This is a genomic window from Candidatus Pelagibacter sp. HTCC7211 (genome assembly GCF_000155895.1).
In the GTDB taxonomy this organism is placed as follows: Bacteria; Pseudomonadota; Alphaproteobacteria; order Pelagibacterales; family Pelagibacteraceae; genus Pelagibacter.
In genome coordinates this window covers 1350559-1367243 of record NZ_DS995298.1, presented here as the reverse complement: position 1 = coordinate 1367243, position 16685 = coordinate 1350559, and the positions used below count along the sequence as shown (strand labels likewise).

Annotated in this window: 14 protein-coding genes; 13 read left to right on the top strand and 1 reads right to left on the bottom strand. The window is 30.3% G+C overall.

The window, feature by feature from the left end:
• Position 1 precedes the first annotated feature (1 nt).
• The 13 genes from ilvN to PB7211_RS07245 all read left to right on the top strand — a co-directional run bounded on the left by ilvN (position 2) and on the right by PB7211_RS07245 (position 15297).
• Positions 2-550, top strand: a complete 549-nt coding sequence (gene ilvN / locus PB7211_RS07305; RefSeq protein WP_008545881.1) for an acetolactate synthase small subunit — start codon at positions 2-4, stop codon at positions 548-550.
• An 18-nt stretch (positions 551-568) separates the two neighbouring features.
• Positions 569-1591 (top strand): ketol-acid reductoisomerase, encoded by a 1023-nt coding sequence (gene ilvC, locus PB7211_RS07300; protein ID WP_008545143.1) that lies wholly within the window; start codon positions 569-571, stop codon positions 1589-1591.
• An 81-nt stretch (positions 1592-1672) separates the two neighbouring features.
• The gene (locus PB7211_RS07295; RefSeq protein WP_008545607.1) at positions 1673-3235 is read left to right on the top strand and encodes an ABC transporter substrate-binding protein; all 1563 of its coding nucleotides are present in this window, start codon (positions 1673-1675) and stop codon (positions 3233-3235) included.
• 65 nt (positions 3236-3300) lie between these two features.
• Positions 3301-4284 (top strand): ABC transporter permease, encoded by a 984-nt coding sequence (locus PB7211_RS07290; RefSeq protein WP_198001880.1) that lies wholly within the window; start codon positions 3301-3303, stop codon positions 4282-4284.
• Positions 4285-4336: 52 nt separating this feature from the next.
• Entirely contained in the window at positions 4337-5203 is an 867-nt protein-coding gene (locus PB7211_RS07285; protein ID WP_445082228.1) for an ABC transporter permease, read from the top strand.
• Complete coding sequence (locus PB7211_RS07280; protein WP_008544351.1) at positions 5200-6882, top strand: dipeptide ABC transporter ATP-binding protein; 1683 nt, start codon at positions 5200-5202, stop codon at positions 6880-6882. The genes PB7211_RS07285 and PB7211_RS07280 overlap by 4 nt, the downstream gene beginning before the upstream one ends.
• 100 nt (positions 6883-6982) lie before the next feature.
• Complete coding sequence (locus PB7211_RS07275; RefSeq protein ID WP_008544214.1) at positions 6983-8560, top strand: 2-isopropylmalate synthase; 1578 nt, start codon at positions 6983-6985, stop codon at positions 8558-8560.
• A complete protein-coding gene (locus PB7211_RS07270) occupies positions 8560-9594 on the top strand; it encodes a rod shape-determining protein (RefSeq protein ID WP_008545283.1) in 1035 nt (344 codons plus the stop codon). The genes PB7211_RS07275 and PB7211_RS07270 overlap by 1 nt, the downstream gene beginning before the upstream one ends.
• 5 nt (positions 9595-9599) lie before the next feature.
• Positions 9600-10457 carry a rod shape-determining protein MreC gene (gene mreC / locus PB7211_RS07265; protein WP_008544179.1) on the top strand — a complete coding sequence of 286 codons (858 nt, stop codon included), beginning with the start codon at positions 9600-9602 and terminating at the stop codon, positions 10455-10457.
• Positions 10457-10975: a rod shape-determining protein MreD gene (mreD, locus tag PB7211_RS07260; protein ID WP_050754617.1), complete on the top strand. Its 519-nt coding sequence runs from the start codon at positions 10457-10459 to the stop codon at positions 10973-10975. The genes mreC and mreD overlap by 1 nt, the downstream gene beginning before the upstream one ends.
• Entirely contained in the window at positions 10968-12872 is a 1905-nt protein-coding gene (mrdA, locus tag PB7211_RS07255; RefSeq protein ID WP_008544118.1) for a penicillin-binding protein 2, read from the top strand. Before mreD ends, mrdA begins: the two co-directional genes overlap by 8 nt.
• Entirely contained in the window at positions 12873-13997 is a 1125-nt protein-coding gene (rodA, locus tag PB7211_RS07250; protein ID WP_034399175.1) for a rod shape-determining protein RodA, read from the top strand. It abuts the gene before it with no gap.
• Positions 13998-14055: 58 nt separating this feature from the next.
• On the top strand, positions 14056-15297 hold the full coding sequence (locus PB7211_RS07245; RefSeq protein ID WP_008545178.1) for an NAD(P)/FAD-dependent oxidoreductase: 1242 nt from the start codon (positions 14056-14058) through the stop codon (positions 15295-15297).
• Positions 15298-15299: 2 nt separating this feature from the next.
• Here PB7211_RS07245 and PB7211_RS07240 read toward each other — a convergent pair whose 3' ends face one another.
• On the bottom strand, positions 15300-16592 hold the full coding sequence (locus PB7211_RS07240; RefSeq protein ID WP_008545938.1) for a GAF domain-containing SpoIIE family protein phosphatase: 1293 nt from the start codon (positions 16590-16592) through the stop codon (positions 15300-15302).
• Positions 16593-16685: the final 93 nt, after the last annotated feature.

The window sequence follows — 16685 nt, the reverse complement described above, 5'->3', positions numbered from 1 at the left end:
AATGCCTAAATCAAAATCAGCTTATAGTGTTCCTACAAAAAAACAAAAATCAGATACATATATATTTGTTGTTTGGGTAGATAATGAGGCTGGTGTTTTAGCAAGAGTTGTTGGCTTATTTTCAGGAAGAGGATACAATATTGAGTCATTGGCTGTAGCTGAAATTGATGCAATTAAAAACATTTCAAGAATAACGATTGTAACCACTGGAACCCCACAAGTAATAGAGCAAATTAGATTACAATTAACAAAACTAGTTCCTGTTCATAAGGTTGCTGAGTTTAAAAGAGAAGATAAAAATGTAATATTTAAGGAAATGGCGTTATTTAAAGTTGTTGGTAAAAAAAGCAAAATTGAAAAATGTTTAAATGCTTGTAAAAAATATAATCCCGTAATATTAGATGAAACAAAATCATCAGCAGTAATTCAGATTACTGCCCTTAGAAGAGAGATCGATATTATGAACAAAAAATTGAAGCCTTTAGGACTTATAAGTACTTCGAGAACTGGGGCTGTAGCTATGACTAGAGGTGCTCAAATATTTAATTAATTTAGAAGGAGAAATAAGATGAAAATGTTTTATGAAAAAGATGCAGATGTAGATTTAATTAAAAGTAAAAAAGTTGCAATTTTTGGTTATGGAAGTCAAGGGCACGCGCACGCTTTAAATTTAAAAGATAGTGGAGTTCAAGAAATTGTTGTTGCTTTAAGAGAAGGATCATCAAGTGCAGCAAAAGCTGAGTCAAAAGGTTTAAAAGTAATGAACTTATCAGATGCTGCTGCTTGGGCTGATGTTGTAATGATTTTAACACCAGATGAATTACAAGCAGAAATTTATAAAAATCATATTGAACAAAGAGTAAGAGAAGGAACAAGCATTGCATTTGCTCATGGATTAAATGTTCATTACGATTTAATTAAAGCAAGAAAAGATTTAGATGTTTTTATGGTTGCACCAAAAGGACCTGGTCACTTAGTAAGAAGTGAATATGAAAAAGGTGGTGGTGTTCCATGTTTATTTGCTGTTCATCAAAATGGTTCAGGTAAAGCTAGAGATCTTGCTTTATCATATGCTTCTGCGGTTGGAGGTGGTAGATCAGGAATTATTGAAACTACATTTAAAGATGAAGTTGAAACTGATTTATTTGGAGAGCAAACAGTTTTATGTGGTGGTTTAGTTGAACTAATTAAAAATGGCTACGAGACATTAACTGAAGCTGGATATGAACCTGAAATGGCTTACTTTGAGACAGTTCATGAAGTTAAATTGATTGTTGATTTAATTTATGAAGGTGGGATTGCAAATATGAATTACTCTATTTCAAATACAGCAGAATATGGTGAATATGTTTCTGGTCCTAGAATTGTTAATAAAGAAGAAACTAAAAAACGAATGAAAGAAGTTTTGGCAGATATCCAATCTGGAAAATTCACTAAAGAGTGGATGGATGAATGTAAAAATGGTCAAAAAAACTTTCTTGCAACCAGAGCTAAATTAGCAGAACATTCAGTTGAAAAAGTTGGTGCAGAGCTAAGAGCTATGATGCCATGGATTAGTAAAAAAAAATTAGTTGATAGCGATAAAAGTTAATTTTTTATTGAAAAATTTATCTATAATAATTTAGTTATTTCACTTATACTTTTTTAAATAAATTTAAAAAAGAGGGGAATAATGAACATTAAAAGTTTAATAAGAGTTCTATTATCTGTAGTCCTAGTATTTGGATTTTCTTCAGCAATGGCCAAAACTATTAAATGGTCAATGCAAGGAGACAGTCTTACACTAGATCCACACGCACAAAATGAAGGTCCGACAACTCAAGTATCTAGACAAGTATACGAAGCTTTAGTTGAAAGAGCGGTAGATATGAAAATTGGTCCCGCGCTAGCAACAAGTTGGAAAACGACCGATCCAAATACTTGGATCTTTACATTAAGAGAAGATGTTAAGTTTTCTGATGGTTCTAAAATGACATCAGCTGATGTTGTATTTAGTGTTTTAAGGGCAAAACAAAGAACATCTGATTTTAAAGAATATATAAGCACAATTTCAGGAGTTGAAGCTGTTGGTGATTATTCAGTTAAAATTACTACAAGTAAGCCAAATCCAATTCTTTTAAACCAATTATCTAACATTTTTATAATGTCGAAAGCATGGTCTGAAAAGAATTTTGCAATGTCTCCACAAAATTGGGATGCTGGACAAGAAACGTTTTCAGCAACGAATGCTCTAGGAACAGGACCTTTTAAAATTACTTTAAGAGAACCTAATACTAAAACAGTGTTTAAAAGAAATAAACACTGGTGGGGTGAGATGAAAGATAAAAAAGTAACTCAAATTCAATTGTTACCTATTAAAAATGCAGCAACTAGGGTTGCAGCATTATTATCTGGTGAAATTGATTTAGTAACAGATGCTCCAGTTCAGGATTTAGCTCGAATTGGATCTTCTTCTTCACACAAAGTTGAAAGTACAGCTCAAATGCGTACAATTTTCTTAGGAATGGATCAAGCAGCTGATCAGTTAAGAACTGGAAACACAGGTGACAATCCGTTTAAAAAAAAAGAGGTAAGACAAGCGCTATATCAAGCAATTGATATTGAAGCTATTAAGAAAAAAGTTATGAGAGGTTTGAGTGAACCAGCAGGAATTATAACTTTCCCTGGTGTAAATGGTTACACTAAAGATCTTGATAAAAGATTACCTTATGATGTGAATGCAGCAAAACAATTATTAGCTGATGCAGGTTATCCTAATGGTTTTGATGTTGAGCTTAGATGTCCAAATGACAGATATGTAAACGATGAAGCAATTTGTACAGCTGTTGTTGGTATGTTGGGTAAAATCGGTGTTAACGTAAATCTATTTGCACAAACAAAAAGCAAACACTTTAAAGAGCTAAAAGATAATCAAGGTGATTTCTATATGCTTGGTTGGGGTGTTCCTACTCTAGATAGTCACTATGTTTTCCATTATTTATATGAATCTGGTGCTAGCTGGAACAAAGTTAACTTTAGTAACTCTGAAGTAGACGCTGCTATAAGAGTTATGGAAGGTGAAGTTGATTTAGATAAAAGGAATGCTGCAATAGCAAATGCTTGGAAAATTGTGAAAGATGATATTTCTTATCTTCCTCTTCACCACCAGGTAATTTCATGGGCTGCAAAAAATAATGTTAATGTACCTATCAGACCAAATAACGAACCGTTATTTAAAGCTGCTAGCTTTAACTAAATAATATTTTACTAGCCCTTTATATTTATAAAGGGCTAGTATCAAAATAATAACACTTTCTTAAATTGATAAAATATTTCTTTAAACGATTGTTTCAGTCTGCTTTGGTAATGTTAGTTGTTGCCTTTGTATCTTTCTCTCTGTTTAATTTTGTAGGAGATCCAATAAATAATATGGTTGGAGAAGAAACCTCAGATGAGGAAAGAGCTGAATTAAGAGAAACATTAGGATTAATGGATCCAATACATATTCAGTTTTCAAGATTTGTAGTTAATGCCTCTAAGGGAGAATTTGGCATTTCTTATCAGTTAAGAAGACCTGTTTCTGAATTAATAACTGAACGTTTGCCAGCAACAATCGAGCTAGTTGTAATATCAGCTTTAATTGCTCTAATTAGCGGAACTTTACTTGGTGTATATACAGGGATAAATAGAAAAAGCTTTATAAGTGACATTATCTTAGCAGTATCCCTTCTCGGAGTGTCTCTTCCAACTTTTGTTATTGGCATATTATTTATCTATTTATTTGCCGTTATCTTGGGAATTTTACCATCATTTGGAAGAGGAGAGGTAGTTGATCTTGGATTTTGGACCACAGGTTTTTTAACAATCTCTGGACTAAAAGCAATTATACTTCCATCAGTAACACTTAGTCTTTTTCAAATGACTTATATCATCAGACTTGTGAGAGCAGAAATGATGGAAATTTTAGAAACAGATTATATTAAATTTGCACGAGCACGTGGGATTAATGAAAATAGTATCAAATATAAACATGCATTAAAGAATGGGTTAATTCCAGTTATCACTATTGCAGGAATTAATATTGGAACTTTAATTGCATTTTCAATAATTACTGAAACAGTCTTTCAGTGGCCGGGTATGGGATTTTTATTTATTCAAGCAGTTCAGTTTGTTGATATACCGATTATGTCAGCTTATTTAGTTTTTATAGCTTTTGTCTTTGTGATGATAAATTTTATTGTTGATATTCTTTATTATTTTATAGATCCAAGAATTAGGGTCAAAGGAGATGTCTCAAGTGGATAATAATATTAGTACTTGGGAAAGAGTTAAAGATAGCGATATCTATCATAGTTTTATGAAGTCTCCGACTGCAATTGTGTCATCAGTTATTTTATTTATAATTTTCTTTTGTTCTTTTTTTGTAGAATTGATCACTCCATACAATCCATTTGATCCTTCATCATTATCGTTAATGGAAGCTTTTACACCACCATCATGGACAGAGGATGGTCTAGCTAAATTTATTTTAGGAACTGATGGTCAAGGTAGGGATATGCTTTCAACAATTCTTTATGGTTCTAGAATTTCATTGATTGTTGGTTTCTCTGCAATCATCTTTAGTTTGATACTTGGAGTTGGATTAGGATTAACAGCTGGATATTTTGGTGGCAAATACGAAATGATTGTAATGAGATTAACAGATGTTCAACTTACAGTGCCAAGTATACTAATGGCACTTTTAGTTGATGGAATTGCAAGAGGATTAATTTCAAGAGAAATGCATGATGAAATGGCGATTTATGTTTTAATATTTGCAATAGGAATTTCAGAGTGGCCTCAATTTGCAAGAGTATCTAGAGCAGCAACCTTAGTTGAAAAAAATAAAGATTATGTTTCAGCCTCAACAATAATTGGTGTTTCAAACTTAATTATTATGTTCAAACATATCCTGCCAAATATTTTAAGACCAGTATTAGTCATAGGAACTATTGGTCTTGCTTTAGCAATCATAGCTGAGTCAACATTAAGCTTTTTAGGCGTTGGTGTTCCACCTACTACGCCATCTTTAGGAACATTAATTAGACTAGGTAACGATTTCTTATTCTCCGGAGAATGGTGGATTACTTTTTTCCCAGCAATCTTTTTAGTTATCTTAGCATTTTCAATTAATCTTTTAGGAGATTGGATGAGGGATACTTTAAACCCAAGGTTAAAAAAATGAGTTTTCTAAAAATTAAAAACCTTAGCGTTGATTATCCTATGAGAAAAGAAACTGTTCATGCTGCTAAAGGAGTAAATATTGAAGTAAATAAAGGGGAAATATTAGGTTTAGTTGGCGAGTCTGGATCAGGAAAAAGTACAGTTGGAAATGCAATTATAAATCTAATAGATGTGCCTGGTAAAGTATCAAGTGGTTCAGTAATGTTAGGTGATTTAGACATTCATCAAGATCCATCAAATATCATTAAATATAGAGGTAAAAAAGTTGGGCTTATATTTCAAGATCCTCAAACCTCTCTTAACCCAATACTTACAATTGGTGAACAATTAATAGAGACCATACAAACACATTTGGATCTTACAAAAGAAGAAGCAAAAATTAAATCAATTGGTCTTTTAAAAGAAGTTGGAATTAAAGACGCAGAGAAAAGATTTAATAACTATCCACATCAGTTCTCAGGGGGTATGAGACAGAGAGTTGTAATTTCACTAGCATTATGTTGTGAACCTGAATTGTTAATTGCTGATGAACCAACTACTGCTTTAGATGTTTCAATTCAATCACAAATCCTTGATTTAATAAAAAAACTTACAAAAGAGAGAAATTTAGCTGTAATTTTAATCACTCATGATATGGGAGTAATTGCTGAGACAGCCGATAGAGTAGCAGTAATGAAAAGTGGTAATTTAGTCGAAATCGGTTTAACAAAAGAAATATTAACTAAACCAAAAGAGAGATACACTAAAAGTTTAGTAAGTTCTGTACCACCTACCAATAAAAAGATTTCTAGATTTGTAATTGTTGAAAAAGAAAATAAAAATAATCAGGAAAATAATTTAAAAATTTTAAACAGATGGAATAAAAAAGAAATTGTTGAACAGGATTTAGTTCAAATAAAAAATCTAAGTAAAAGTTTTGATGATAATTTTTTTACTGAAAGCTCAAAAAATTCAGTAATGGCTGTTGATAATATCTCATTTGAAATTAAAGAAGGTGAGTCATTTGGTTTAGTCGGTGAAAGTGGAAGTGGAAAATCAACAATTGCAAAAATGATAGTAAATTTATTCAAACCTTCTTCAGGAGATATATTTTTTGATAATATTTGTATAACAAAAATAAAAGAAAAATCAGAGATGATGAAATTTAGAAAACAAATACAAATGATTTTTCAAGACCCTTATTCTTCTTTAAACGGAAGATTAAAAGTAAAAGATATAATTTCAGAACCAATTAAACTTCACAATCCTTCAATATCAAGTGGTGATTTAAATAATTATATTTTTGATTTATTAGAGTCTGTTGAGCTTTCACAAAAATCTGCTGATCGATATCCTCATGAATTTTCTGGTGGACAAAGACAAAGAATATCAATTGCAAGAGCCCTTGCAACTCAACCGAGACTTTTAGTATGTGATGAACCAACATCTGCTTTAGACGTAAGTATTCAAGCTCAAATTTTAAATTTACTTAAGGATCTTCAAGAACAATTAAATTTAACAATTCTATTTATAAGTCATGACTTACCAGTTGTAAGACAAATGTGCGATAGAATAGGAGTTTTAAAAGATGGTAGATTATGTGAAGTTACGGATACAGAAGACCTTTTTTTGAAACCACAACACGATTACACTAAAGAACTTCTACGCTTAATGCCTAAAATAGAGTCTATTTACAATTAAATTTAACATAACTAGAATCTGCATTTTTTAATACTAATTTTACTAATTATTTTGCAATCTCTCTTATAGATTGTATTATGGATTTTCAAAAAATTTAGCAATGAGCGATAAAGATAAAGTATATATTTTTGATACTACTATGCGAGATGGTGAGCAATCACCTGGTGCATCAATGAGTGTTGAGGAAAAAATTCAAATATCAAGAGTATTTGATGATATGGGAATTGATATCATTGAAGCTGGTTTCCCAATCACTTCCCCTGGAGATTTCGAAGCTGTCACTGCTATAAGCAAAGGTTTAAAAAATTCAATCCCTTGTGGTTTAGCTAGAGCTAAAAAAAAAGATATTGATGCTTGTTATGAGTCTTTAAAGTATGCAAAAAGATTTAGAATTCATACTTTTATTTCAACTAGTCCTGTTCACATGAAACATAAACTTAATATGTCAAATGATCAGGTAATAGATGCAATAAAAGAAAGTGTTACTTACGCTAAAAAATTTACAGATGATGTTGAATGGTCATGTGAAGATGGAACGAGAACATCTTTAGATTTTATGTGTAAGACAATTGAACTTGCAATTAATTGTGGTGCAACAACAATTAATATTCCAGATACAGTAGGTTATTCAATACCTGAAGAGTTTGCAAAAACAATTACACATATAAAAAACAATGTACCAAATATTGATAAAGCAATTATTTCTGCACACTGTCATAATGATTTAGGATTAGCAGTTGCTAACGCACTTGCTGGATTATCTGCAGGCGTTAGACAAATTGAATGTACAATAAATGGAATTGGGGAAAGAGCTGGAAATGCTGCACTAGAAGAAATTGTAATGGCAATTAAAACAAGAAATGATTTAATGCCATACGATACTGGTATTAAAACAGAGCTTATAAGCAAAGCGTCAAAAATTGTATCTAATGCAACTGGATTTCCTGTTCAGTTTAATAAAGCAATTGTTGGTAAAAATGCTTTTGCACACGAGTCAGGAATTCATCAAGATGGAATGTTAAAGAATAGAGAAACCTATGAGATTATGTCTCCAGAAAGTGTTGGAGTAAAACAAACATCTTTAGTTATGGGTAAACACTCTGGAAGACATGCCTTTAAAGATAAATTAACTGACTTAGGTTACACAGATATGACTGATGATGTTATCCAGGAGGCTTTTGGAAAATTTAAAGTTTTAGCTGATAAAAAAAAACATATATATGATGAAGATATTATTGCATTAGTAGATGATAGCTTAATTGTTGATAATAAAATTAATGCTATTAATTTAAAATCACTAAAAGTTTATGCTGGCACTGGCGAGCCTCAAAGAGCAGAAATGACATTAGATGTTTTTGGAGATATTAAGCAAACCACTCAAACTGGAGATGGGCCTGTTGATGCAATATTTAAATGTATTAAAGAGCTTTACGAGCATGAGGTAAAACTATCATTGTATCAAGTGCATGCAGTTACTGAAGGAACAGATGCTCAAGCGACAGTAAGTGTGAAAATTGAAGAAAATGATAGAACAACAGTTGGACAATCTGCTGATACAGATACTTTGGTTGCATCTGCAAAAGCTTATTTAAATGCATTAAATAAAATGTTGATTAAAAGGGAGAAAAAGTCCCTTTCTGGAAATATTGAACATCAAAAAGTTAAAGGGGGAGTTTAATGGGAATTTTTGACAAAGTTAAAAAAATTTGGAGCCAAGATATGGCAATTGATCTTGGAACAGCAAATACGCTAGTTGTCTTAAAAGGCCAAGGAGTGGTTTTAAATGAACCATCGGTTGTTGCAATTGTTGATCAAGGTGGAAAGAAAAATGTTTTAGCAGTTGGAGATGAGGCTAAAACTATGCTTGGAAGAACTCCAGGAAATATTAGTGCTATTAGACCTTTAAGAGATGGGGTGATTGCAGACTTCATAGTAACTGAAGAAATGATCAAACACTTTATTAAAAAGGTTCATAAGGGAAGCACATTCGCAAATCCAAGAATTTTAATTTGTGTACCAACTGGATCAACACCAGTAGAAAGAAAAGCAATTCAAGATAGTGCTTTAGCTGCAGGCGCAAGAAGAGTTCAATTAATTGAAGAACCAATCGCTGCAGCAATTGGAGCAGGCTTACCAATTTCTGAAGCAACTGGATCAATGATTGTTGATATTGGAGGTGGTACAAGTGAAATTGCTGTTATGTCATTGGGTGGTTTAGTTTATTCAAAATCTTTAAGAGTAGCAGGTGATGCTATGGATACGGCAATTGTTAATTATATGAGAAAAGAATATAATTTATTAATAGGAGACAGTACTGCTGAAAAAATTAAAAAAGAAATGGGTACAGCCTTACCATCAGGTAAAAATACTTATCCGGTTAAGGGTAGGGATCTTAGATCGGGAACTCCTAAGGAAGTAAATATTACAGAAGAAGATACAGCTGAAGCATTAAATGATATAATGAGAGAAATGATTGGAGCAATTAAACAAGCACTTGAAAACACTCCACCAGAGCTATCAGCCGATTTAGTTGATATGGGGTTAACACTGACTGGAGGTGGAGCTTTGTTAAAAAATATTGATAAAAGATTTTCTAAAGAAACAGGTTTACCAGTACATGTTGCTGATGACCCTCTTTCTTGTGTTGCAGTTGGAACAGGAAAAGCATTAGACCAAGAAGAAACTTTCTCTACTATGTTATCTGAGTATTAAGATTAATGGCTTCGAGCAGAGATGATTTTGTAATTGCAATTAGATCTGCTTTTTTAAAAAAAAGTTATCAACAAAAGTTTTCATTATTAACATTAATATTTTCCTCTATAATAATAATTGTATTAGGAAGTATTAATTTCAAACCGATTCAATATGTAAAGATTGGAATTAATGAAGTTATTTATCGATCTTCATTTATTATATCTATTCCGGAAAACTATATAAAAAAATTGAGTCTTCAATTAAAAGATCATTTAAATCTTTATGACAATTATATCAAAATTGAAACAGATTTAATTGAATTAAAGAAAAAAAAGCTTAACAATGATTTTTTAATTTTGGAGAATAATAGGCTTAGAGAATTAATTAATGAAACTATTCAGTCAAAAGATATCTATGCTAAAGTTTTAGTTGATAAAGACAGCCCTTACTTGAAATCAATTGTTTTAAATAAGGGATCCAAAAATAATGTTAAGTTGGGAATGGCTATTATTGATGATGTCTATTTGGTAGGTAAAATCATTGAGGTAAACTATACAAATTCAAGAGCATTACTTCTTTCAGACTTAAATAGTAAAATTCCTGTATTGTTGGAGCCAGCTGGTATTCATGCAGTTTTATCAGGGACGGGAAAGAATTATGGTGTAATTGAGTTCACAAAAGAAGAATATAATCAAGAATTGAATGACACAGATATAATTGTTTATACATCTGGCTATGGAGGTTTATTTAAATCAGGATTACCTGTTGGTAAAATAAATAACTACAAAAAAGAAAATAAAAATGAAATTAATTTTTTTTCAGATTTTAGACAATTAGATTATGTAAAAATAGTTTCTTATGAAATGGAGAGTAACAACTAATGTCCTCTCTAAATAAAAATACTTTTTTAAAATCTTTAATGTTTTATTTTCCAACATTAATATTATTTTTATCTGTTTTAAATGAAATAGACTTAAATTTTTTAGCAATTGAATATTTTTCATTTAATTTTGCACATGTATTAATATTTTACTGGACTTTAAAAAACCCTTATTACTTGAGCTATGGATCTATATTTATTGCAGGACTAATTAATGATGTTGTTATTGGAATTCCCATAGGCATAAGTAGTTTTTGTTATTTGCTAATTTGTGCAGTAACAGCTTACTTAAGAAATATAACTCTAACACCAAACTTTATTAATGATTGGTTATCTTTATTGTTCACGATTTTATTGATTAATTCTATTCAAGTAATGAGTTTAGACTTAATATTTTCCATAGAGGTAAGTTATATGAAATATTTTATAAACTCGGGATTTACTTTTATTCTTTACCCTTTATTTTTATTTATATTTAACACCCTTGAAAAAAGAATAAAATTTCAAAAAAATGATTAATAAAAATTTTGGTATAAGAAAATCAGATATAATAAATCGAAGAATGTTTATAATTGGTGCGGCAAAACTGATTATTTTTGGAGGATTAATTGCAAGATTATTTTCACTTCAGATTAATGACAATAAAAAATATTTAACATTATCAGACAAAAACAGAATAAGAGAATGGAAGTTACCTCCAACTAGAGGAAATATTGTTGATTATTTTGGCAACATCATTGCAGGTAATTTAAAGGTATACCAATTGCACGTCATTCCAGAACAAGTTGAAAATTTTAATTATCTGATTTCAAGATTAAAAGTAATTCTTAATTTAAGTAATAAAAGAGTTGAAAAAATTAAAAAGAAAAAAAAACAATTAAAACCATGGGAAAGTTTAGTTGTTTCTGAAAATTTAAGTTGGGATCAATTCTCAAAAATAAATAATTATTTGTATGAATTGGTTGGTGTAAAACCAGTGATGACAATTTCTAGAGACTATCCTTTTAATGATATCTATACACATGTATTAGGTTATGTCAGTCAACCAAATGAAAATGATATTCTAGAAAATGAAGTTATCCAGGAAAAATTTGTACCAGGAATAAAAATTGGTAAGCTAGGATTAGAAAAAACACTAGAAAATGACTTAATCGGTGTAAATGATATTCAAAGATATGAAGTGAATGCTTACGGTAAGCGAATAAATCAACTTGAGTATCAAAAAGGCAAACAAGGATCAAAAATTCGTATAACACTCGATACTGAAGTTCAAAAATTATGTGCTGAGTTGATGGATGGTAAAGCTGGTTCAATAAGTGTCATGGATATTTACACTGGAGAGGTAATTGCGATGTATTCTTCACCTTCATATAACCCTAATTCATTTTTATTTGGTATCAGTCAAGATGAATGGCAATTAATTAGAAATAATCCCCTTAAACCCTTAATAAATAAGACACTTTCAGGACTTTACTCACCTGGATCAACAATAAAGCCTATAGTTGCTTTATCAGCTTTAGAAAATGGGATAATCGATACAAATTTTAAAGTCAAATGTAAAGGCAAAATGGAGCTCTATGGCCAAACGTTTCATTGCTGGAAAGAAAAAGGACATGGATGGATGAGTTTAAATAATGCAATGAAACAATCGTGTGACACTTATTTTTATGAAATTGCAAGAAAACTTGGTGTAGATAAATTAAAAGTGACCGCAGAAAGATTTGGTTTAGGAAAAAAAGTTTTAGGTGAATATTTTGAAAATGAAAAAGCAGGTCAATTTCCTGACACTAAATGGAAAATAAATGAACTTGGTAAAGGTTGGGTATTGGGAGAAACTTTAATCACAGGTATTGGTCAAGGATACACTCAAACAACACCTATACAACTTTGTTTGATGACAGCACAAATAGCAAATGGTGGTTATAAAATTAAACCTAAAATTTTAACTGATGATAATCAGCTAACATCAGAACAAGTAAAAAAAGCTATGCAAACCACAAGTTTAAATGAATTTAATATTCCACTATATGATGACCCAAAAAATATTAAAATTATTCAAGAAGCAATGTTTAGTTCTACTAATGAATTATATGGAACTTCTTATAAATCAAGAATAGATGATCCTAAGTATCAATTTGCTGGTAAAACAGGTACAGCACAAGTCAAACGAATTAGTAAAAGAGAGCGGGAACTTGATTTAAAAACTTTCCAAATTCCATATGAAGAAAGAGATCATGCATTATATGTTGCATTCGGTCCTTATAAAAATCCAAGATATTCTTTAAGTATTATTGTAGAACACGGTGGATCAGGTAGCTCAGCTGCAGCTCCAATGGCGACTAAATTATTTAAATTAATAGTTGATCGACATCAGTATAGAAAACAAATTCCAGATTACAAAGAGTTTAATATTTAAATGTTTCAACACACTCGATTAAATTCAGATCAAAGTTTTTTTCAAAAAGTTAAAAACCTAGATTATATTTTAATATTTTGTATCCTGACCTTGTCAATAGTTAGTTTATTTATTATGTATTCTACAGATGGAGGTGAATTTCTTTTTCATACCAAAAGTCATTTAATTAAATTATCTGTATTTTTTGTTTTGATGTTAGTGATTTCTTTTTTTAATATTAAACTTTGGCATATCAGTTCATATTTTTTATATATTGCTACAATCGTATTATTAATTTGGGTATCTTTTTATGGCATTAGGGTATCAGGCTCTCAAAGATGGATAAATTTATACTTTTTAGTATTACAACCATCAGAGTTGATGAAAATTGCAGTTATTCTATGTCTTGCAAAATATTATCATCGAATAAATATTGAAAAAGTAAATTCATTTGTCGGTATTTCATTTGCACTTACTATAATCATTATACCAATTATTTTAGTTTTATCCCAACCAGATTTGGGAACTTCGGTATTAATTGCTTGTAGTGGATTGATTATATTATGGCTTGGGGGAGTTAAGATAAAATATTTTTTTGTATCATTGATAACATTTTTGATTTCATTACCTTTTATCATTTCGTACCTTCAGCCATATCAAAAACTAAGAATTTTAACCTTTTTAGACCCTGATAGAGATCCGTTAGGAGCAGGTTATCAAATTATCCAATCCAAAATCGCTATAGGATCTGGAGGGTTTTCAGGCAAAGGCTTTTTGCAAGGTACTCAAAGTTATTTAGATTTTCTTCCTGAAAAACATACTGATTTTATTTTTACTTTATTTTCAGAAGAATTTGGTTTTATTGGTTCGATAGGACTTTTATTATTATATACAATTATAATCATAAGAATAGTAAGAATAGGTACACTTTCACGAAGTATTTTTGCAAAATTATTTTGTTTCGGTTTTGCATTTGCAATATTTATTTATATTACAGTCAACTTATCAATGGTATTAGGTTTATTACCTATTGTTGGATCTCCGTTACCTATTATGTCGTATGGTGGCTCTTCTATGTTAGCAACCATGGTTGGTTTTGGTATTGTCCTTAGTGCAAAAATCCATAGCAAACAAGTAATTGCATAATGTAGCTGAGTAAAAAATGTCACTATTAAATCTTTGATATTTAAATATAAGATCACTGGTGGATAAAAATATTAAAGTTGGAATTATTGGTGCTGGAATTCAAGGTATATCTAATGCTTTGTTTTTACAAAAAAAAGGATTTAACGTAACTATATTTGATAGAGATAATCCAGGAGCACAGGCTGCATCTTATGGAAACGCAGGTCATTTTTCACCTTATGCCTCTGTTCCTTTAAATAGACCAGATGTTTTAGCTGATATACCTGCAATGCTTTTAAGCTCAACAGGTCCTCTTGCTTTAAAATGGAACTATGTACCAAAAATGATCCCATGGTTTTTAAAATTTATTATGAATTCAACGAAAAAAAATATGATGCATACAGCAAAAAATATGCATCAGATTTTAGATTTAGCACTTCCTGCTTATGATGAGTTATTTGATGAGATTGAACTAGATGGTTTAGTTGAAAACAAGGGTATTCTTTATATATGGAATGATAAAGATTTAAAAAGTAGGGAATTGGAAATTAAAGTTAGGGATGAATTGGGAGTAAATCAACAGCTAGTCAATAAATCTGAAATTCATGATTTAGAACCACATATAAAACCTATATATCATGCTGGTGTTTATTATCCTTATGCAAGACATGCTAGAAATCCTAAAAAAATTCTTTTGAAACTTTTTGATCTATTTATAAAAAAAGGTGGAAAATTTAATAAAGTAAATATTCAAGAAATAAATTTTGATGAAGAAAAACCTATATTTAAAACTGAAAATCAAAGTTTTATTTTTGATAAAGCTGTAATTGCTTGTGGAGCATTTTCAAAAAAATTAACAGATAATATGGGTGAAAAAATACCTCTTGATACTGAAAGAGGTTACCATGTTCATTTTAAAAATTGCGATCATTTATTACAAAGACCAGTTATATTTTCTAACCGTGGATTTGGAATTACACCAATGGAACAAGGTTTAAGAGTGGTTGGCACAGTTGAATTTGGTGGGTTAGAAAATCCATTATCAAAATCTAGAATAAGAAATTTGATTGATAATGCTAAATATATGCTGGATGATTTACCAGAACATGAAGATGAATGGCTAGGTTTTAGGCCATCTTTACCAGACTTTCTTCCAGTAATGGGACCTTCAAAAAACTATAAAAATATTTTTTATTGCTTTGGACATCATCATCTTGGGTGGACTTTGGGACCTATTTCTGGAAAAATCGTCTCTGGAATGATAGCAAATGAAAATACGAATTTAGATCTTAAGCCTTATAGTTCGTTAAGATTTTCTTAAAACTATTTAGAGTCTAAGACAACGATTGTTAAATCATCTTTCTGGATATATTTAGAACCCAAGACATTATCAATGATTAATTTTAATCTTTCATTATTTGGTTTATCCTTAAATTTAGTAATATAATTTTGAAATCCTTTTGATCCTAATTCATTTCCTTCAGGATTTTTTATTTCAGTAATACCATCAGTGAAAATATACATTGAGCTTTTTTCAAAATTTATCTTATATTCTTTGTATTCTGTCTTTCCTATTATTCCTAAAGGAGGTCCAGCTTCTTCAAAATTTGAAAAATTATTATCTTTATCCATGATAATGGGTGGTTCGTGACCAGCATTAGCTAACAACAGTTCATTTGAATTACTATCATAAATTCCAATTAACATAGTTACAAACATTCCTCTTGAAATTGTTTCACATATTTCATTATTTAATTGAGTGAGCAAATTGCCTGGTGAAAAATTTGTTTTACTTAAGCAGCTATATAAACTTGAAGCTTTTGACATTAACAACGATGACTTTATTCCTTTACCGGATACATCAGCCACACCAAATCCATATTTTCCTTCACCTAAGTCATTAAAATTATAAAAATCTCCAGACACAACTTTTGCAGGAATATTAATTCCTGCTAACGGAAAAGGTTCTTTTTTGTTTGAAGATAAAAGAGATTTTTGGATTTCACCAACAATTTCAACTTCTTTTTGAATCTTGTTTTGCTCAACCATTTCTTGAGCCATTTTCGCATTTCTTATTGCAAGAGCAGCAGGAGTAGATAATAGTTCTAAAAGTTTTCGATCATCTTCGATAAATAATTTTTCATCCGTTTTTTTATTTAAACAATGAATAACTCCAATACAATCATTTGCAGCTATCAGTGGTGAACATAATACAGAATAAGTTGTAAAATTTGTTTTATTATCTAGATCAAAATAAAATTCAGCTATTTCTCTTACATCTTTTCTAACATTTCCAACACGGATACATTTTCTTTGGTCAACTGCTCTACCCATCACGCCATCTTTTAATTCAAGCTGATATTCATCTAAGTGTTCTTGATTAAGAGATGCAATACATTCAAATTTTTTTGTTTTATTATTTATTAAAAAAACATTTGCAGCTTGTGCATTTAATCTCGTAATAATTATCTTAAGCGCTGTATTTAAGGTTTCTTTTAAATCAAGAGAAATTGCAAACTCTTGATTCATTTTATTTATAATTTGTAAGTCAACGTTATCTTGAGCCTCATTTCTTATTTCATTTAGAATGGGTTTTTTTGTTTTAAAAAAGAGCATTTTATTAGCTAGTATTTTAACCTGTTTTTGATAAATTTATCAAATATGGAAATCATATTATATACGCCAAATTTGTATGTTCATTTACATGAC